Source organism: Streptomyces sp. NPDC053542, from assembly GCF_044544685.1.
GTDB lineage: Bacteria > Actinomycetota > Actinomycetes > Streptomycetales > Streptomycetaceae > Streptomyces.
The window spans coordinates 615,293-633,972 of sequence record NZ_JBITXL010000003.1; the positions used below are offsets into that span (position 1 = coordinate 615,293).

Here is an 18,680-nt window from a genome sequence, read left to right on the forward strand (position 1 = left end):
GGGCCCGTCAGCTCCTGCTCGCATCGGCGGTCGTGTCACCCGTCGCACGGCGGGCCGCACGGCCCTCCCGGCCGCCGGCCGATTCTCCCGCAGCCGTGCGCTCCGTGTCGTCCAGCAGCTCCCGGACGGCGCGGGCGACGGTCGACGGGTACTCCATCATCGCGACGTGGCCCGCCTCGGGGAGCGTGAGCAGGCGCGAACCGCGGAAGGCGGCGGCCGCTCTGCGAGCCATCCGGAAGGAGACCAGCCGGTCCCGGCCCCCGTAGATGAGCAGGGTCGGCGCGAGGACGCGCTCCGCCTGCCGCCACAGGTTGTGCTGGCCGCCGAGCGTGTAGGCGTTCACGATGCCGCGCGAGGCGCGCTCCATGACCTCCCAGAAGTACGGCAGCTCCAGCCGGCGCGCGGTCTCCTCGACCGCGGCCGCCACCTCCTCGGGCGTGGCCATCGCGGGGTCGCCGTAGCAGAGGGCGAGCACCTCACGAGTGCGGCGCTCGGCCGTCCAGTCGCGCGTGAGGCGACTGAAGAGGGTGGTGACGCCGGGGACCGCCAGCAGTCCCGTGGGCAGCGCGCTGAGCTGCGGGCGCAGTTCGGGCAGCGCGGGCGAGACCAGCGTCAGGGTGCGCACGAGGTCGGGGCGGACCGCGGCGACCCGGGTCGAGACCGCGCCGCCCATGGAGTTCCCGATGAGGTGGACGGGGCCGCGGTCACGCTGGTCGAGGTACCGGATGACCGTGCGGGCCTGGCCGCTGATGGAGTAGTTGCCGTCGTCCGGAGGCGGGGAGTCGCCGAATCCGGGGAGGTCCAGCGCCTCGCCGTCCACCCGGTCGGCGAGCAGCGCCATCAGGGCCGACCAGTTCTGCGACGAGCCGCCGAGGCCGTGCACGTACAGGGCGGGCGGCAGGCCCTCGCGTACCCGGGCGGGTGCGCGGACGCTGAGCGTCACGCCCGGGAGGCTCGCGCTGCGCAGCGTCTCCTCGGTGCCGACGCGCGGGCCCGGGCCCCCGGGCGGCACCGGGAGCGCGGTTCGGGTGTCCGGCGGCTCCGTGGAAGACATGCGTCGATGTTACGAGACGATCACGCCCGATCGGATGTGTTCGCCATCACACGTCTCTTGCGTCACGAACGCGCCTCGAAGCGCTGCGGCCCCTTCGTGGACGGCGGGCACGGCCGCTTCATGGCCGCGCGCCCGCTCCGTAGTCGTGCGGGCGCGGCTCCCGGTATTGCCACCCGTTCGCGGCGCGCACCACGTCGCGCCGGGCAATCCCCTCTCCTAGGCTCGTGTAAAGGGCGCTCGCCCAGGAAAGGGGAGCCACCATGCCTGTCGACCCCACAGATCCGGATACCTTCGACGAGGACGAGGCGACCGAAATCGATACGGAAGCACCCGAGGCGGACGCCCAGGAACAGCTCGCGGACGTCGCTCCACACCAGGACGACGCGCTGACCGGGGGCGATCCCGACACCGCGAACGAAGCGGACCGCGCAGAACAGGCCCGGGTGGTCGAGCTGGACGAAGACGATTACCGGTGACCTGAACCGGTATGTCGGCTTCCCGCAAGCCCCGGGCGGATAAATTCTCGCTCCTGACCGCGCACAGCCTCGTTACCCAAAAGTACGATGGCGGGCGCGGTGCACCGTGCTGTGTGCATCTCGTACGGAACGACACTGGGAGGCGGCGTGAGCGCCATCGAGCAGACAGAGGCCGCGCGCCCTCGGGGCACGCGCCTGCCGCGCCGGGCGCGGCGCAACCAGCTCCTGGGCGCTGCACAGGAAGTCTTCGTGGCGCAGGGGTACCACGCTGCGGCGATGGACGACATCGCCGAGCGGGCCGGCGTCAGCAAGCCGGTGCTCTACCAGCACTTCCCCGGCAAGCTCGACCTCTACCTCGCCCTGCTGGACCAGCACTGCGAGGCGCTGCTGCAGTCGGTACGGACGGCCCTGGCCTCCACCACCGACAACAAGCAGCGGGTCGCGGCGACCATGGACGCGTACTTCGCATACGTGGAGGACCCGGGCGGCGCGTTCCGCCTGGTGTTCGAGTCGGACCTGACCAACGAGACGGCCGTCCGCGAGCGCGTGGACAAGGTCTCGCTGCAGTGCGCCGAGGCGATCAGTGACGTGATCGCGGAGGACACCGGGCTGTCCAAGGAAGAGTCCATGCTGCTCGCGGTGGGCCTGGGAGGCGTCTCCCAGGTCGTCGCGCGGTACTGGCTCTCCAGCGAGCGCACGGTCACCCGTGACACGGCCGTGCAGCTGCTCACCTCGCTGGCCTGGAAGGGCATCGCGGGCTTCCCCCTGCACGGCACAGAGGGCCACTGACGCCCGCCGCGGCACACGGGGCGCCCAGGGCGAGCCCTGGCCCCGTGTTCGCTGCGGGCGTGCTCCATAGCGGCCTGTCCGTCCCCGTACCGGGCTAATGTGTGCTGCGTACGGCGCGGATCGTCGCGCACCCCGCCCCCTGGTCAGCCCGGGGGGACCGAGACCGTCGGAGGGACATAAGCCGTGGAGGTCAAGATCGGCGTGCAGCACGCGCCCCGCGAGATCGTCCTGGAGAGCTCGCAGCCTGCCCAGGAGGTCGAGAGTGCGGTGGCCGCCGCGCTGGCCGGCAAGTCGCAGCTGCTGAGCCTGGAGGACGAACACGGCCGCAAGGTCCTGGTGCCGGCGGACCGGCTGGCGTACGTCGAGATCGGCGAGCCCGCCGGGCGCAAGGTGGGCTTCGGCGCTCTGTAGGACGCCTGCCGCGCACAGCACGTGAACGGGCGGGGCCCCCGGGAGAAACTCCCCGGGGGCCCCGCCCGTACGCATGCGCCCGCTCTCCGTACTGTCGGGCGCTTTTCCCCTGCTCAGGGCCGTGATCGCACCTTTGTCCGGCCCGGCACGATTGCCCGTGGCGCCCCTTGGGTACGACGGCCCACGAATGGCCGTGACACCGCCACCGCACGGCGGTGTCATCCGTGCGGGAGGGGAAACATGATCTTGGAAGTGCTCGGCGCCGCCGCCCTGGGCCTCGCCCTCGCTCTCGCCGCCCTCCGGCGGCTGCCCGGCCGCTTCCCGAAGCACAGCCTGACGCTGTCCACGGGCCCCGCGGCAGCCGTCTTCGGCGCGCTGCTGGCGCACACGATCCTGGGGCCCGGGCGGATACCGGTCGTCCTGCTCGTGGCCGTGGGCCTGTCCGCGGCGCTGCTCTCGCTGCTGATGCGCCCCGAGCCCCGGCCCGCCCGGCGGCTGCGCCGATCAGCGACGGCCTGAGCGGCCCGTACCGGACTCTGAGACGGACGGCCCGGAGGGGGCCGGCGCCGCAGGAGCGGGCGCCGGTGGGGCGGCCGCCGGGACGGACGGTTTCCGGCCGATGTCCGGAGAGAGAAACGGCGTGTTCACGTCTGTGCGCCCCGCCTGCCGGAGCAGTGCGGGGCGCACAGAGGTGTGAGTGATCGCACGCCCGCCGGGCGCACCGGTCCAGGGCCTGCTGACGCGGCCCCGGCCCGGGGTGCGCTTACGCGGCCAGCCCCAGCGCCGCCATCCGCTTGGTGTGCGCCTCGGTGATGCGCGAGAACATCCGGCCCACCTCCGCCAGGTCGAAGCCGTCGGCCACACCGCCGACCAGCATCGTCGACAGCGCGTCCCGGTCCGCCACGACCCGCTGCGCCTGGGAGAGCGCCTCGCCCATCAGGCGGCGCGCCCACAGCGCGAGCCGGCCGCCGACCCGCGGATCGGCCTCGATGGCCGCGCGGACCTTCTCGACGGCAAAGGAGGCGTGCCCTGTGTCATCCAGCACACCGAGCACCAGCTCCTTGGTGTCGGAGTCCAGCCGGGCCGCCACCTCACGGTAGAAGTCGCTGGCGATGGAGTCGCCGACGTACGCCTTGACCAGGCCCTCCAGCCAGTCCGACGGCGCGGTCTGGCGGTGGAACTCGTCCAGCGCGGCGGCGAACGGCTCCATGGCCGCGTTGGGCTCCGCGTCGATCTGCGCGAGCCGCTCCCGCAGTCGCTCGAAGTGGTGGAACTCCGCCGTCGCCATCTTCGCCAGCTCAGCCTTGTCGTCCGTCGTGGACGCCAGCTTGGCGTCCTCGGCCAGCCGCTCGAAGGCGGACAGCTCGCCGTACGCGAGGGCGCCGAGCAGGTCGGTCACCGCGGCCCGGTACTGCGGGTCGGCGGCCGCCTCCTCCCAGGTCTGGGCGGCGATCCCGGTGGGCTCGTCGGGCGTGGCGGGGGCGTCGGCGGTGGCGTTGTCAGGCGTCTCCATGGAGCGCACAATAGCCCGCTCCGCAACCCGGGGAAGGGCCTGGTCAGCCACTCGGGTACCACCCGACCGAACGATTGCCCGGACACACATGCGCTCATCCGGGGTATGGTGGTAAAGAGCCCGCCGAAGTTTCGGTGGGTGCTTCACGAATGCGGATGCCCGGTCGGTGGCCCGATCGGCTCCACCCCGACCGCCCTCTGCCTCGACGCGTACAAGACAGCGCACGGCAGGGGAACACCGCTCGCGGCACGAGCGCCTGAGCGAAGGCAGTGGTCCCGCGCCATCCGGCCCTAGGAGGCCGGGCCGAGCCGAGTACGTAACCGTACGACGGCAGGCAGGCACGGTTGATCCCCTTCGTCGCCTCGCGCCGCGACTCACAGAAGAGGCAAGCATCCTGTCTACGTTCCGAGACCTCGGGATCCTCCCCGAGACCGCCGAAGCCCTCGAGGCCGTCGGCATCACGACTCCCTTCCCCATCCAGGCCCTGACCCTCCCGGTCGCCCTCTCCGGCTCCGACGTCATCGGCCAGGCCAAGACCGGCACCGGCAAGACCCTGGGCTTCGGCCTTCCGCTCCTGGAGCGCGTCACCGTCCCCGCCGACGTCGAGGCCGGCCGGGCCAAGCCCGAGCGGCTGACCGACGCGCCGCAGGCGCTGGTCGTCGTCCCCACCCGCGAGCTGTGCCAGCAGGTCACCAACGACCTGCTGACCGCCGGCAAGGTCCGTAACGTCCGCGTGCTCGCCATCTACGGCGGCCGGGCGTACGAGCCCCAGGTCGAGGCGCTCCAGAAGGGCGTCGACGTCGTCGTCGGCACCCCGGGCCGGCTGCTGGACCTGGCGGGCCAGAAGAAGCTGGACCTCTCGCAGGTCCGCGGTCTCGTGCTGGACGAGGCCGACGAGATGCTCGACCTCGGCTTCCTGCCGGACGTCGAGAAGATCATCCAGTACCTCCCGGCCAAGCGGCAGACCATGCTGTTCTCCGCGACCATGCCCGGCCAGGTCATCTCGCTGGCGCGGCGCTACATGTCGCAGCCGACCCACATCCGCGCCACCTCGCCCGACGACGAGGGCGCGACGGTCGCCAACACCACCCAGCACGTCTTCCGCGCGCACTCCATGGACAAGCCGGAGATGGTCTCGCGCATCCTGCAGGCCGAGGGCCGCGGGCTCGCGATGATCTTCTGCCGTACCAAGCGCACCGCGGCCGACATCGCCGACCAGCTCGCGCGCCGCGGCTTCGCCTCCGGCGCGGTCCACGGCGACCTCGGCCAGGGCGCCCGCGAGCAGGCGCTGCGCGCCTTCCGCAACGGCAAGGTCGACGTCCTCGTCTGCACCGATGTCGCCGCGCGTGGCATCGATGTCGGCGGTGTGACGCACGTCATCAACTACCAGACGCCCGAGGACGAGAAGACCTACCTGCACCGCATCGGCCGTACGGGCCGCGCGGGCGCCAAGGGCACCGCGGTCACGCTGGTCGACTGGGACGACATCCCCCGCTGGCAGCTGATCAACAAGGCGCTGGACCTTTCGTTCAACGATCCGGTGGAGACGTACTCCACCTCCGCGCACCTCTACGAGCTGCTGAACATCCCCGAGGGCATCACCGGCGTACTGCCGCGCTCGGAGCGCACTCGTGCGGGCCTGGCGGCCGAGGAGGTCGAGGACCTCGGCGAGACCGGCGGCCGCGGCCGCGGGCCGCGCAAGGCCGACCGGGAGCGCGAGGAGGAGCGCGCGGAGCGCACGCGTACGCCGCGCAAGCGCCGCCGTACGCGCAACGGCGCCCCCGTCGAGGGCGAGGAGGCCGCTGCCGGTACGCAGGGCAGCGAGGCGGCCGAGACCGCGGCGGACACCGCCGAGGGCACGACCGCGCCCCGCCAGCCGCGCCGCCGTCGCCGTACGCGCGCCGCCGCGTCCGCCACGGCCACGTCCGCCGCCGCCACGCAGCGGACCGCCACCGCGCACGCCGCCGTCGAGCCCGAGCCGGCCGTCGCGCAGGCCGAGCCGGTGGCCGCCGAGCCGGCGGCACCCGCGACCGCGACCGTTCCGGTGCAGGGCACCGGCCCGGACGCCGCGCAGGAGGCGCCGGCCAAGCCGCGCCGCCGCCGTGCCCGCGGCTCCCGTGCTGCTCAGGGCGCGGCCCCCGAGGCCGCCGTCGCCACCGCCGAGGGCCGGGCGCCCGTCGCCAAGGCTCCGGCGCCCCGGCGCCCGGTGATCGTCAAGGAGGACACCTCGGTGGGCTTCCAGACGGTCGAGGTCGCCGCGCAGCGGCTGGCCGCCGAGCGCCGCGCCGCCGAGGAGGCCGCCGCCAAGAAGGCCGCCGAGCGCGCCGCTGCGAAGGCCACCGTCACGGAGAGCGCCCCCGAGGCGCCGGCCGCCAAGCCGCGCCGTACGCGCAAGGCCGCCGCCACGAAGGCGGAGGCCGCGGTGGACACCGCCGAGGGCACCGAGGTGACAGCCGAGGCCGCCGCGGCGGACGAGGCCCCGGCCAAGCCGCGCCGGACCCGTAAGACGGCCGCCAAGAAGGCCGAGGCCGCCGTCGAGACCGCCGAGGGCACGGACGCGGCCGCCGAGGTGACCGAGGCGCCCGCCAAGCCGCGCCGCACGCGCAAGACCGCGGCCAAGAAGGCGGAGGCCGCGGTGGACGCCGCGGAAGGCGCCGAGGCCACCGCGGCGGACGAGGCCCCGGCCAAGCCGCGCCGCACGCGCAAGACGGCCGCCAAGAAGGCCGAGGCCGCCCCCGAGGGCACGGACGCGGCCGCCGAGGCGCCCGCCAAGCCGCGCCGGACCCGCAAGGCCGCCGCCAAGAAGACGGCCGCGGCACCCGAGGCTGCGCCCCAGGGCTGAGCCCGCAGGCCCTCGACGGCCCCGTACCGCTCAGGCGGTACGGGGCCGTCGTCGTGCGGGCGGGCGGACCGTGCGCGGACGGCCTCCGCTGCCGTCCGCACGACGGCCGTACGCACTACGTCGTACGCCGTACGGCGGAGCAGGCGGACGTCATCTTTCCGGCACCCGCCGGACATCCGTCCCGGATAGCCTCGGGTCCATGAGTAGGCCCCCGTTCCTCGATCTGCCCTCGTGTGCCCGTGCGTACCGACTCGCCACCGCGCGAGGTGAGTTCGCGGTGCACGACGCGCGTCCCGACGGTCCCGTGCGCGGCACCGCCCTGCTGGTACCGGGCTTCACCGGCAGCAAGGAGGACTTCCTCCCGCTGCTCGCGCCGCTGGCGACGGCCGGGTACCGCGCTGTGGCCGTGGACGGCAGAGGCCAGCACGAGTCGCCCGGGCCGCGCGATGAACAGGCGTATGTCCAAGGGGAGTTGGCGCGGGACATCGCCGCGCAGGCGGCCGCGCTCGACGCCGGTCCGGTACACCTCCTGGGGCACTCGCTCGGCGGACTGCTGGCCCGGGCCGCGGTGCTCGACGACGCCTCGCCGTACCGCTCGCTGACGCTGATGAGTTCGGGGCCGGCGGCGGTCGCCCCCGAACAGCAGGCCCGCGCCAAAATGCTCATCGACGCGCTGCAGACGCTGACGATGGAGGCCGTCTGGCAGGCGATGCGGGACCTGGACCCCCCGGAGGCGGCGGGCGAGACCACCCCGCCGGAGGTCGCCGAGTTCCTTCACCGGCGCTGGCTGGGCACCGTGCCGGAGCAGCTGATCGGCACCGCGCGGCAGATAGCGGGCGAGCCCGACCGGGTGGCCGCGCTGGCCGCCGTACCGCTGCCCAAGCACGTGCTGTCCGGCGCCGTCGACTACGCGTGGCCGGTGCCGCAGCTGGACGAGATGGCCGAGCGGCTCGGCGCGCACCGCACCGTCGTGGCGGGCGCCGAGCACTCCCCCAACGTCGACCGGCCCGAGGAGACGGCGGCGGCCCTCGTCGCTTTCTGGGACGGGGCGGACGGCCGGTAACGGCATCCCTCCGCCACGCCCCTTCCGTCGCGACCCTCCCGGAATGGCCGGAACGGCACTCCGCCGGCCACTTCGGGAAGCCGGCCGCGCCCACCCGGGCGACCATCTACCCATGACGGACGACAGCGGCATCTCGATCATTCGCCTCTTCGATGCCCCGCGGGACCGGGTGTTCCGGGCGTGGACGACGCCGGAGGCCCTCGCGTACTGGTACGGGGGCGAGCTGGAGGTCCCCGTCGAGGGGGTGGCGATGGACGTCCGGCCGGGCGGCGCGTGGCACCTGGTCGTGCGCACCGAGGACGGCGGTGAGCTGCCGTTCGGCGGCGTCTACCGGGAGATCGTGCCGCCCGAGCGGCTGACCTTCACCCTGAAGGACGCCTCGGCCCCGGAGGAGGCCGAGGGCGAGCTGGTCGCCGTCACGCTCAACGGCCTCGGCGACAAGACCGAGATGGACTTCCAGCAGACCGGCGGCACGCTGACCGCCGAGCAGTACGCGCAGGCCAAGGCGGGCTGGACCGATTTCTTCGCGCGCCTCGCGGAGTACGTGGCGGACTGATGCCCCGGACGGCGTACGGGCTCAGAACTGCGCCCGTACGTGCTCCCAGAAGCCGTCCCGCAGCACCCGCCGCAGGTCCGCGTACGGGCGCAGGGAGTGGTGCAGCAGGCTCTCGGCGGTGGTCAGCAGGTCCTGGTCGACGGCGCCGGGGAGGTACGGGTGGCCGGGCAGCAGGTCGGCGGTCCAGTCCCGGCCGCGCGAGGCCAGCCACTGGGCGGCGACCTGCGCGCCGACGAAGCGGACGTCCTCGCGGCTGGGGGCCGGGCCGTCATCGGCCGGGCCCGCGGTACCGCCGTCGTGGACCGTGCGCTCGGTGACGTACGGCTTGCAGAATTCCAGGTCGAAGGTGCGCTGGCTGTCGACCTCCCAGAGCAGCGGCTCGGCCTGATTGCGCCCGTCGACGGCCTCGATGCCCCACAGGTGCACCCGCGCGCCGTACCCCTGCGCCGCCTCGACGGCGGAGACCAGGTCCTCGTCGCCGCCGATGAGCACGGCGTCGCTGATGGCGCGGTGCCGGGCGAGCGACTCCAGGTCGGAGCGGATCAGGGAATCGACACCCTTCTGCTGGTTGTTGGCATTGAGGTTGCCGAGGCGGACCTTCACGTCGGGGAGCTCGGCGATGGACTGCTGCTCCAGGGTGTGGATGCGGCGCCGCGCGCCGTCGTACCAGTACACGCGGAGCAGCCGGCTGTCGGGGAAGACCGTCCGGGCCATCTCGATGAACGCGTCGATGATCCCCTCGGCGTCGAGGTCGAAGGAGCGGCGGTCCTCCGTGCCGGTGACCAGCCGGCCGGCCGCGGCGTAGAGGTAGCCCGCGTCCACGAAGACCGCGTGCGTGGAAGGAGTGGTGGCGACCTCGGCCAGGACGCGGTTGAGCAGCTCGTTGGTGCGCTCGATGCCCGCCACGACAGCGGCGAGGTCGGTGGGGCCCGTGGGCCGGAGGTCGTCGTTCATACCGGTCCGATTCTCCTGGCGCGGGCGGGGAAGGCACAACCGGCCGGGGGGTGTGCGACGACCGTACTTACCAGTGAGTAATTAGACTGGTAAAAATTTTCTTTAGCGTAGGGAATTATTGCTCAGGACACATCGTTGTCCCCCATGGCATGCCTGACACCGATGACAGGCACTCGTGCCATTCGAGTAGTTCTCCTCAGGAGGATCAGACGAAGGGAGAAGCCCTTTATGCGCTTCGAGATCATGCGCCTTGACGACGTCAACGGCACCGCCGTGGACAGCACCGTCGTGGACGCCGCCTCCGTCAACCGGATCGTGCAGCAGGCCGCCGCAATCGGCCAGCGCATCTACATCCGGCCCGCCGATTCCGCAGTGGCCGCTTCGTAGCGCAGCCCCCGGCTTCCCGGCCCGCCGGACCACCGGCCCGCCGACAGCCGCGCCCCCGTACGGACGATCCGTACGGGGGCGGCGTGTTTCCGGGGCGCGGCGGCCGCACCTGGGGCTCAGGCCCCGCCGACCACCTGCGTCACGCCGTTGATGATCTGCTGGACGGCCAGCGCGGAGAGCATCATGCCGGCCAGCCGGGTCACCAGTACCACCCCGCCGTCCTTGATCACCCGAATGATCACCAGCGAGAAGCGCATGACCAGCCACAGGACCACGTGGATCGCGGCGATCGCCGCCCAGACCGAGACCTGACCGCCGAGCCCCTGCGCGTGCTGCACGGCGAGGATCACCGACACGATCGCGCCCGGCCCGGCCAGCAGCGGCATGCCCAGCGGCACCAGCGCCACGTTGACGTCCTTGGTCTGCGTCGGCATCTCGGACTTGCCGGTCAGCAGGTCGAGCGCGATCAGCAGGAGCAGCAGCCCGCCCGCGATCATCAGCGCGGGTGTGGAGATGTGCAGATATGCCAGGATCTGCCGGCCGCAGACGCCGAAGACGGCAATGACGCCGAACGCGACGGCCGCCGCCTGCCAGGCCATCCGGCGCTGCACCTTGGCCGGCCGGCCGGAGGTCAGGGCGAGGAAGATCGGGGTGATTCCGGGCGGGTCCATGATCACGAAAAGCGTGAGAAAGAGGGAGCCGAAGACAGCGAGGTCGAGCACGGTGATGGCCTTGCGAGAGGTGGTACGGACGTACCCGCGCAGCACGGCGCGCGTACGGAGGGGGAAGACGGCGCGGGGCGCCGGAAAGCCGCCGGGGCGGAGAGGTGACGGGCCGGGCGGCCCGGATCAGCCGCCGGCGCCCGGGACGGGGAACGCGCCGGTCGCGCGGCGCACGATCTCCCCGTAGATCTCGGGGTCGGTGGTGTACTCGCCGAGCCGGCAGGTCTTGCGGCTGCCGTGGTAGTCGCTGGAGCCGGTGGTGAGCACGCCGAGGTCGGCGGCGATGCCGCGCAGCCGGTCCCGGGTCGGCGCGTCGTGGTCCATGTGGTCGACCTCGATGCCGTCCAGACCGGCGGCGGCCAGCTCGGCTATCGCGCTCTCGGGGACGCAGACGCCGCGCTTGAGGGCCAGCGGGTGCGCGAAGACGGTGACCCCGCCCGCGGCCTTGACCAGCCGGACCGCCTCGAAGGGGTCCAGCTCGTGCTTCTCGACGTACGCCCGTCCGTCGTTGGCCAGCCACTCGGGGGTGAACGCGTCCGAGACGGTGGGCACGACGCCCAGCTCGACCATGGCGGTGGCGATGTGCGGCCGCCCGACGGCGCCGTCCCCGGCGATCCGCTCGACCTGCTCCCAGGTCACGGGCACGCCGAGTTCCTGGAGCCTCGCGACCATGCCGCGGGCGCGCGGCACCCGGTCGTCCCGTACCAGCTCCCGCTCGCGGGCGAGCTCCGGCTCCTCGGGGTCGAAGAGGTAGGCCAGCATGTGCAGGCTGATGCCGTCGCCGCTGCCGTCGCGCGCCGGCAGCCGGCAGGACAGCTCGGCGCCGGTCACGAGCGTGAGGCCGGGCGGCAGCGCGGCCTTGGCCGCCGCGTGTCCGCCGACGGTGTCGTGGTCGGTGAGCGCGACGACGTCCAGGCCGGCGTCGGCGGCGTTGCGTACCAGCTCGGCGGGGGTGTCCGTGCCGTCGGACGCGGTGGAGTGGGTGTGCAGGTCGATGCGCACGACGCGGACTCCAGACACGGACCGGACAACAGGGGACGCCCAAAGGATAACCGGCGGCCGATCGGTCGCCTGTTCGCCGCCCGTGGGACCGCCCCCGGCGGGGGCGCGGCTCTCAGGACAGGATGCGCTTCAGGAAAGGATGCGCGGTGACAGCGCGCCGCACGGCAGCAGGTCGACCTCGGCGCCCGCGTCCCGCAGGTCGGTCAGGACCAGCTCGTCGTACATCAGCATCCCCGACTGCTCGGGCCAGACGACCGCCCACAGCCACAGCCCGCGCGCCTCGCCCGCGAAGACCGCGCGGTCCTCGGGGACGCCCTCGACGTGCCACAGGGGGGTCGGCCGGCCGGCGGCCAGCACCTTGGCGTGCGGCGAGCGGTCCACCTTCATGTACGGGACCGGGTCCGGGCCGTCGATGCCCGCATACCGCGCGCCGAGGCCGACGCCCAGCTCCTCGGCGACCAGCACCAGCTCGCCCGGCCCGCCCAGCGGTCCGGGTCCCGAGCAGGCCACCGCCGTGGCCCGGCCGCCGCTGCGGTCGTCCCCCGCGCAGGCCACACCCGTGAACAGCCAGCCCACCGGCAGCGGCCACGGCATCCACACGGGAACGCGCGCACGGTTCACCACCACGGCCAGCGCTTCGACGCTCGGCGGCACGACCGGCTGGAGCGGGTGCACGGTGCCGTGCACGTCGCACTGCCAGGAGTCCGCAAAGAGACCGGGCGCCCGCACCCGGCCACCGCACTTCGGGCAACTGGGTTCGCCCCTCATAAAGCTCAACGGTCCTCCAGGGCCGCCCGCGCGTCAAGGACGATCACCCGTCCGGGCAAGCCCTGCGCCGCGCCGCACCGATCACTTCAGGCCAATGAGCCACTCGGTTCACGCCATCTTCGTACGGTGACGTTTCGATCTCGGTGCGTCAGTCCAGAGGAGTGCGTCAGTCCAGGGCCACGCCGCTCCGCAGCGGGTCCCGCAGGTCGGTGCCCTGCTGCAGCCAGCGCTCCTCCAGGGCCGCCGCGCCGTGCACCCGCTTCCAGGCCGCCTCGTTCGGCGTCATCGGGAGCAGCGGCAGGAAGCGCACCGGATCCATCGGGTCGTCGAGCTCCAGGTCCTCCACCAGTCCCCCGCCCTCGGTGACCAGCACCGAGGTGAAGGGGGCGCCCGGCCACAGCGGCTCGCCCACGTCCAGGGAGGCGCCCGGGGCCACGATGACGCCCTCGACCTGCGGGGACGCGGCCAGTACGGCGAGGGCCTTGAGCACCTTGTCGGTGTCGGCGCGGCCGTTGCGGACCGTGAGGACCAGCTCGGCACGCGGACCGCGCAGGGGGTCGGCGAGCACCTCGGAGGGGTCGGTCATGGGGTTCGCGGACATGCCCAGGGTGACGTACCGCACCAGCTCGCCGTCGGCGTAGCGCAGTACTTCGATGCGGTCCGTACCGAGGAACGTCACCGACGCGCGCGCGTCCGGATTGCCCAGGGCCATCAGCAGCCGGGCCTCGACCAGCTCAAGAACGTCAGACATGCGGCGAGCATAGGCCCGGCCACGTACCCGGTATGGAACAGGCAAAGCGCGGTGGAGCGGGGCCGTAACGGTTCAGTCGGCTGATAGCCTTGCCATCTGGTCAGCGAAAGACGTCGTCCCCCAGCAGGGACCGGCCGGAGGAGGTGGGACTGGCATGGATCCTAGTCGACCGTGCAGTACCGGCAGTTCTCCCGTCCTCCCGCTGATGATGCGACTCTCCTGATTCCGAGAGCTTCCGTACCCCGCCGTTTCACGGCGAAACACTGAAGACCCTTCGCACCCGCAGCACCTGACGGAAGAACGCCTGCACCTCGGTTTTCTCTGTTCTTTCCGCACTGCGAACTGCCGTCAGCACCCCGCACGGAGCGCCGCCCGCTTTGCGGACGTACGGCCGACGATGCCGCGTACGTCCACGTTCCGGGTTGCGTTACGCCCCGCGCCCTCGGCTGACGGCCGGCCCGTGAAGGAGCCCGCCATGTCGATGATCCGCGACCTGCGCGCCGCCGTCCGCCCCTCCCGGCGTCGCGGCGACTCCCCGTACGAGTACGACACCACCCGCGCCGCCACGACCAACAGCGCCATCGTCGACTGCGGCGTCTACCGCGACGGACGCCGCGTCACCAAGCACATCACCCCCGCCGAGGCCATCGCCGACGTACAGGAGAACGGCGGCTTCACCTGGATCGGCCTGCACGAGCCGAACGAGCGCGAGTTCGCCGGCATCGCCAAGGAGTTCGGGCTGCACCCGCTGGCCGTCGAGGACGCCGTCCACGCCCACCAGCGGCCCAAGCTGGAGCGGTACGACGACACGCTCTTCACCGTCTTCAAGACGATCCACTACGTCGAGCACGCCGAGCTGACCGCCACGAGCGAGGTCGTGGAGACCGGCGAGGTGATGTGCTTCACCGGCCGGGACTTCATCGTGACCGTCCGGCACGGCGGCCAGGGCTCGCTGCGTGCGCTGCGGCACCGCCTCCAGGACGACCCCGAGCTGCTCGGCAAGGGCCCCTCGGCCGTGCTGCACGCCATCGCCGACCAGGTCGTGGACGGCTACATCGCGGTCGCCGACGCGGTGCAGGACGACATCGACGAGGTCGAGATCGATGTCTTCAGCTCCGGCACGAACGGCAAGGCGCAGGGCCGGGGCGGCAGCGCGTCCAAGGGCGACGCCGGGCGGATCTACCAGCTCAAGCGCGAGGTACTGGAGTTCAAGCGGGCGGTGTCGCCGCTGCTGCGGCCGATGCAGCAGCTGAGCGAGCGGCCGATGCGGCTGGTCGACTCCGACATCCAGAAGTACTTCCGGGACGTCGCCGACCACCTGGCGCGCGTCAACGAGCAGGTGCTCAACTTCGACGACCTGCTGAACTCCATCCTCCAGGCCAACCTGGCGCAGGCGACGGTGGCCCAGAACGAGGACATGCGCAAGATCACGTCCTGGGCGGCGATCTTCGCCGTGCCGACGATGATCGCGGGCATCTACGGCATGAACTTCAAGTACATGCCCGAACTGCACTGGAAGTACGGCTACCCGGCCGTCCTGATGCTCACGGTCGCCATCTGCTTCGGCATTCACCGCGGCTTCAAGCGCAACGGCTGGCTGTAGCGGGCGGGGGCGCGCACAGCAGCACGAGCGCTCGGCGCAGCGGCCCGAGCACTCGGCGCGGGGCGGCGGCACGGTCCGCGCGGGGGCCTGGCTAGGCTTGCGGGCATGACGGAGACCGTGCCTCAGCCGCTGCTCGACCAGGCCCTCATCGAGGAGGCCACCAAGAAGTCCGGCCTCATCTGGGTCCAGGGGACCGCGGGTCCGGCCCGCGCGCTGTGGCACGTCTGGCACGACGGCGCCGCGTGTCTGGTCGGCGACGGCCCTCTGGAGCAACCGCTCGCGGACCTCGGCCTCACCGACGGCGCCACCGCCACGGTCACCGTCCGCAGCAAGGACAAGGGCGGCCGGCTGGTCGCCTGGACGGCCCGGGTCACCGAGGCCGCGCCGCACAGCGAGCCCTGGGAGGCCGCCGTCGGCGAGCTGAAGGGCAAGCGGCTGAACGCGCCGGACGCGGACACCATGCCGGAGCGCTGGGCCCGTGAGTGCCGGGTACTGCGGCTGGCCCCGCTCACCCGGGACGGGGCGCCCGCGGCCCGTACGGACTTCGGCGCGGACGCGCAGGCCGCCCGTCCGCTGCCGACCGGTGCCACGACCCGAGAGCCGGCCCCCGCGGCGCTGCCGAAGCTGCTGCGCCGCAAGAAGCGCGGCTGAGCGCCGTTCCCCGAGTACCGCTGCCGTGTTGCCGGCAGGGCCTTCCGTAATGCCTGCGCGGCCGGATCAGTTCCCGCTGCCCAGGCTCTCCCCGTAGTCCACGACCTTGTCGTCGGCCGGGCGCTCCAGCTCGATGTGCTCGTCCCAGTCCTCGAAGGTGACCACGCCCGCGCCGCCGGCCCGCTGCAGCCGCAGCGGGTAGGGCTCGCCCTCCAGGGAGACGTCCAGCGTGCCCCCGTTGCCCTTCGCGGCCGCGACGCGGATCGTGCGGGTCCCGTCCAGGCTGCCGTGCGCGCCGCGGGAGAGGCCGCCGTGCAGCGTGAGCAGCGTGTCCAGCAGCGGCTCCTTCTCGGTGAAGCCGCTGAACTGCTGGTAGGTGCGGTCCTCGGAGGGCACCTTCACGTACTTGCCGCCCAGCTTGGCGGCGGCCGCCGTATCGGTTTTGCTCGGCGAGGAGCCCTTCCGGTGCGCCCAGAAGTCCGCGTCGGCCTTCACCCACAACGACCGGTCGATGCGCAGCAGGGAGAAGGTGGTGTCCTTCGTGCTGACCGTGCCCTTGCCGCCGTTCTGGGCCAGCTGCATGTCCAGTTGGTACGTGCTGCGGCCGCTGACGAGCTTGCCGGAGACGTGCACGCTCCCCGCGTCCGCGGCGGCGGCCAGCGTCTTCGTCCGGATCTTGGCGGGGGACAGCTTCCCGACGCCGTTGGTGCCCGCGTCCGGGTCCTCCGTCTCGCCGCCGCAGGCCGCCAGCGCGAGGGCCAGGCCCGCGCACACCGCCGCGGCGGCCGTCGCGCGGACCGCGCGGCGGCGGGCGGCGCGGGACCGGCGGCTCGTTCCTGGCGAACCTGGCGAAATAGCGGTCACGGCTGCCTGCCTCCTGGTGCACTGGGTCGGTCGCGGTGGCCTCGACGGCGTACGGCAGCGTACCGGTGCCCCGCACACCTTCCGACGCGGAGGGCCGGGGCGGAGAAGGGGACAGCCGTACGGTGGTGCCTGCCGGGGCACCCGCCCGGTGAGCGCGTTAGCCTGAAGTCCGGCCGAAGCGCGATTTCAGCCGTTTTATCGGGAGTCGGGCGGCCCCGGTCCGCCGGGAGCCGGAGGAGAAGGAGCGGAGGCGCGCGGCATGGCGGTGGTCACCCCCCGGGTGTTCGTCTCGCACCTCTCCGGCATCGCCGTCTTCGACCCCAACGGCGACCAGGTCGGCCGGGTGCGCGACCTGGTGGCCATGCTGCGCGTGGGTGGCCGGCCGCCCAGGCTGCTGGGACTGGTCGTCGAGGTGATCAGCCGACGCCGGATCTTCCTGCCGATGACGCGGGTGACGGGCGTGGAGTCCGGCCAGGTGATCACCACCGGCGTGGTGAACATGCGCCGCTTCGAGCAGCGCGCTTCCGAGACGCTCGTCCTCGGCGAGCTGCTGGACCGCCGGGTGAGCATCGTGGAGACCGGTGAAGAGGTCACCGTCCTGGACATCGGCATCACCCAGCTGCCGGCCCGTCGCGACTGGGAGATCGACAAGGTCTTCGTACGGAAGGGGAAGGGCGGGACGCTCAGGCGCCGCGGAGAAACGTTGACCCTGGAGTGGTCCCAGGTCACCGGGTTCTCTCTGGAGGAGCACGGGCAGGGCGCGGAGAGCCTGCTCGCCACGTTCGAGCAGCTGCACCCCGCCGACCTGGCGAGCGTCCTGCACCACCTCAACCCGAAGCGGCGCGCCGAGGTGGCCGCCGCGCTGGACGACGACCGGCTCGCCGACGTCCTGGAGGAGCTGCCGGAGGACGACCAGATCGAGATCCTCGGCAAGCTGCAGGACGAGCGGGCCGCCGACGTCCTGGAGGCGATGGACCCGGACGACGCCGCCGACCTGCTCTCCGAGCTCCCCGAGGACGAGAAGGAGCGGCTGCTGACGCTGATGAAGCCCAGTGACGCGGCCGACGTACGGCGTCTGATGTCGTACGAGGAGCGGACGGCGGGCGGTCTGATGACCACCGAGCCGATCGTGCTGGGCCCGGACGCCACGGTCGCCGACGCGCTCGCCCGGGTACGCGACCCCGACCTCTCCCCCGCGCTCGCCGCGCAGGTGTACGTCTGCCGGCCGCCGGACCAGACGCCGACCGGCAAGTACCTCGGCGTGGTCCACTTCCAGCGGCTGCTGCGCGACCCGCCCTTCACCCTCGTCGGCGCGATCGTGGAGAGCGATCTGCCGCCGCTGCCGCCGGACACCCCGCTGCCGTCCGTGACCAGCTACCTCGCCACGTACAACATGGTCGCCGCGCCGGTCGTGGACGAGAGCGGGTCGCTGCTGGGCGCGGTGACGGTCGACGACGTACTGGACCATCTGCTGCCCGAGGACTGGCGCGAGACGGATCTGCACGGCGCGCCCGGGGTGGACCCCGGCGCGCACATGGCCGAGGACGGCGACGGCCGCCCGGAGGGCCGCATGAACGGGCATACGAGCGGCGGTCGGGGCAGCAGTGCCGCCGGGGCCGCCGGCGGGGGCGCGCATGGGCGTTGAGGAGCGCGAGAGCGCGAAGGAGCGGGCACGGGCCGCGGCGGTCACCGGGGAGCGCTCGCGGGTGCGGCTGGACATGCCGCGCGCGCCGCGCCGCAGTCTGCTGCCGGAGTACGACCCGGAGGCGTTCGGGCGGCTGTCGGAGAAGATCGCGCGGTTCCTGGGCACCGGCCGGTTCATCGTCTGGATGACCGTCCTGATCATCGTGTGGGTCACCTGGAACGTCTCGGCACCCGCGCCGCTGCGCTTCGACGAGTACCCCTTCATCTTCCTGACCCTCGCCCTGTCCCTGCAGGCGTCGTACGCCGCGCCACTGATCCTGCTCGCCCAGAACCGGCAGGACGACCGGGACCGGGTCAGCCGCGAGCAGGACCGGAAGCAGAACGAGCGGTCGATCGCCGACACCGAGTACCTGACCCGCGAGATCGCGGCGCTCCGCCTCGGCCTCGGCGAGGTCGCCACCCGGGACTGGATCCGCTCGGAGCTGCAGGACCTGATCAAGGAGCTGGAGGAGCGGCGGGACGAGGACGGCGAGTACGAGGAGCGCACGTCGGCGCGCCGCCACCGAGAGTGACGAACACGACCGTGCCCGGCCCTTTCCGGAGGCGGCCTACTGAGCCGTACCATGCAGT

Annotated in this window: 20 protein-coding genes; 12 read left to right on the forward strand and 8 right to left on the reverse strand. The window is 72.7% G+C overall.

The window, feature by feature from the left end:
* Positions 1-7: 7 nt before the first annotated feature.
* A complete protein-coding gene (locus tag ACIGXO_RS10615) occupies positions 8-1,054 on the reverse strand; it encodes an alpha/beta fold hydrolase (RefSeq protein ID WP_399783247.1) in 1,047 nt (348 codons plus the stop codon).
* Positions 1,055-1,314: 260 nt separating this feature from the next.
* Here ACIGXO_RS10615 and ACIGXO_RS10620 point away from each other — a divergent pair, with 260 nt between their 5' ends.
* The 4 genes from ACIGXO_RS10620 to ACIGXO_RS10635 all read left to right on the forward strand — a co-directional run bounded on the left by ACIGXO_RS10620 (position 1,315) and on the right by ACIGXO_RS10635 (position 3,249).
* Entirely contained in the window at positions 1,315-1,530 is a 216-nt protein-coding gene (locus ACIGXO_RS10620) for a hypothetical protein (protein ID WP_399783251.1), read from the forward strand.
* A gap of 147 nt (positions 1,531-1,677) precedes the next feature.
* Entirely contained in the window at positions 1,678-2,319 is a 642-nt protein-coding gene (locus ACIGXO_RS10625) for a TetR/AcrR family transcriptional regulator (RefSeq protein WP_030264153.1), read from the forward strand.
* Between the two features lie 183 nt (positions 2,320-2,502).
* Entirely contained in the window at positions 2,503-2,730 is a 228-nt protein-coding gene (locus tag ACIGXO_RS10630) for a DUF3107 domain-containing protein (RefSeq protein ID WP_399783254.1), read from the forward strand.
* A 240-nt stretch (positions 2,731-2,970) separates the two neighbouring features.
* Positions 2,971-3,249, forward strand: a complete 279-nt coding sequence (locus ACIGXO_RS10635; RefSeq protein ID WP_399783257.1) for a hypothetical protein — start codon at positions 2,971-2,973, stop codon at positions 3,247-3,249.
* Between the two features lie 244 nt (positions 3,250-3,493).
* Here ACIGXO_RS10635 and ACIGXO_RS10640 read toward each other — a convergent pair whose 3' ends face one another.
* Entirely contained in the window at positions 3,494-4,243 is a 750-nt protein-coding gene (locus ACIGXO_RS10640) for a ferritin-like fold-containing protein (protein ID WP_031066051.1), read from the reverse strand.
* Positions 4,244-4,409: 166 nt separating this feature from the next.
* On the opposite strand from ACIGXO_RS10640, the gene ACIGXO_RS10645 reads away from it, so the two are divergent.
* From ACIGXO_RS10645 to ACIGXO_RS10655, 3 genes are all read left to right on the forward strand, one after another.
* Entirely contained in the window at positions 4,410-7,085 is a 2,676-nt protein-coding gene (locus tag ACIGXO_RS10645; RefSeq protein ID WP_399783261.1) for a DEAD/DEAH box helicase, read from the forward strand.
* 199 nt (positions 7,086-7,284) lie between these two features.
* Positions 7,285-8,148 (forward strand): alpha/beta fold hydrolase, encoded by an 864-nt coding sequence (locus ACIGXO_RS10650; protein WP_399783264.1) that lies wholly within the window; start codon positions 7,285-7,287, stop codon positions 8,146-8,148.
* A 112-nt stretch (positions 8,149-8,260) separates the two neighbouring features.
* On the forward strand, positions 8,261-8,704 hold the full coding sequence (locus tag ACIGXO_RS10655; RefSeq protein ID WP_399783266.1) for an SRPBCC domain-containing protein: 444 nt from the start codon (positions 8,261-8,263) through the stop codon (positions 8,702-8,704).
* 21 nt (positions 8,705-8,725) lie between these two features.
* Here ACIGXO_RS10655 and ACIGXO_RS10660 read toward each other — a convergent pair whose 3' ends face one another.
* Positions 8,726-9,658 carry an NYN domain-containing protein gene (locus ACIGXO_RS10660; RefSeq protein WP_399783269.1) on the reverse strand — a complete coding sequence of 311 codons (933 nt, stop codon included), beginning with the start codon at positions 9,656-9,658 and terminating at the stop codon, positions 8,726-8,728.
* 228 nt (positions 9,659-9,886) lie between these two features.
* Between ACIGXO_RS10660 and ACIGXO_RS10665 the strand changes: the two genes are divergently transcribed.
* Entirely contained in the window at positions 9,887-10,045 is a 159-nt protein-coding gene (locus tag ACIGXO_RS10665; RefSeq protein WP_399783271.1) for a hypothetical protein, read from the forward strand.
* Between the two features lie 116 nt (positions 10,046-10,161).
* Here the strand turns inward: ACIGXO_RS10665 and ACIGXO_RS10670 are convergent, their stop codons facing one another.
* The 4 genes from ACIGXO_RS10670 to ACIGXO_RS10685 all read right to left on the reverse strand — a co-directional run bounded on the left by ACIGXO_RS10670 (position 10,162) and on the right by ACIGXO_RS10685 (position 13,288).
* Entirely contained in the window at positions 10,162-10,767 is a 606-nt protein-coding gene (locus tag ACIGXO_RS10670) for a MarC family protein (RefSeq protein WP_399783274.1), read from the reverse strand.
* Between the two features lie 126 nt (positions 10,768-10,893).
* A complete protein-coding gene (locus tag ACIGXO_RS10675; protein ID WP_399783867.1) occupies positions 10,894-11,769 on the reverse strand; it encodes a PHP domain-containing protein in 876 nt (291 codons plus the stop codon).
* Positions 11,770-11,898: 129 nt separating this feature from the next.
* On the reverse strand, positions 11,899-12,537 hold the full coding sequence (locus ACIGXO_RS10680) for a DUF6758 family protein (protein ID WP_399783276.1): 639 nt from the start codon (positions 12,535-12,537) through the stop codon (positions 11,899-11,901).
* A 166-nt stretch (positions 12,538-12,703) separates the two neighbouring features.
* A complete protein-coding gene (locus ACIGXO_RS10685; protein ID WP_399783279.1) occupies positions 12,704-13,288 on the reverse strand; it encodes a suppressor of fused domain protein in 585 nt (194 codons plus the stop codon).
* 475 nt (positions 13,289-13,763) lie between these two features.
* Here ACIGXO_RS10685 and ACIGXO_RS10690 point away from each other — a divergent pair, with 475 nt between their 5' ends.
* Together ACIGXO_RS10690 and ACIGXO_RS10695 are read left to right on the forward strand one after the other, a co-directional pair.
* The gene (locus ACIGXO_RS10690; protein ID WP_399783281.1) at positions 13,764-14,891 is read left to right on the forward strand and encodes a magnesium and cobalt transport protein CorA; all 1,128 of its coding nucleotides are present in this window, start codon (positions 13,764-13,766) and stop codon (positions 14,889-14,891) included.
* Between the two features lie 105 nt (positions 14,892-14,996).
* The gene (locus ACIGXO_RS10695; RefSeq protein WP_399783284.1) at positions 14,997-15,542 is read left to right on the forward strand and encodes a hypothetical protein; all 546 of its coding nucleotides are present in this window, start codon (positions 14,997-14,999) and stop codon (positions 15,540-15,542) included.
* 66 nt (positions 15,543-15,608) lie between these two features.
* Here the strand turns inward: ACIGXO_RS10695 and ACIGXO_RS10700 are convergent, their stop codons facing one another.
* Complete coding sequence (locus ACIGXO_RS10700) at positions 15,609-16,406, reverse strand: hypothetical protein (RefSeq protein ID WP_399783287.1); 798 nt, start codon at positions 16,404-16,406, stop codon at positions 15,609-15,611.
* A gap of 259 nt (positions 16,407-16,665) precedes the next feature.
* Here ACIGXO_RS10700 and ACIGXO_RS10705 point away from each other — a divergent pair, with 259 nt between their 5' ends.
* Positions 16,666-18,051: a magnesium transporter MgtE N-terminal domain-containing protein gene (locus tag ACIGXO_RS10705; protein ID WP_399783289.1), complete on the forward strand. Its 1,386-nt coding sequence runs from the start codon at positions 16,666-16,668 to the stop codon at positions 18,049-18,051.
* Positions 18,041-18,622, forward strand: coding sequence for a DUF1003 domain-containing protein (locus tag ACIGXO_RS10710; RefSeq protein WP_399783292.1), 582 nt, complete (start codon positions 18,041-18,043; stop codon positions 18,620-18,622). The genes ACIGXO_RS10705 and ACIGXO_RS10710 overlap by 11 nt, the downstream gene beginning before the upstream one ends.
* Positions 18,623-18,680 lie beyond the last annotated feature (58 nt).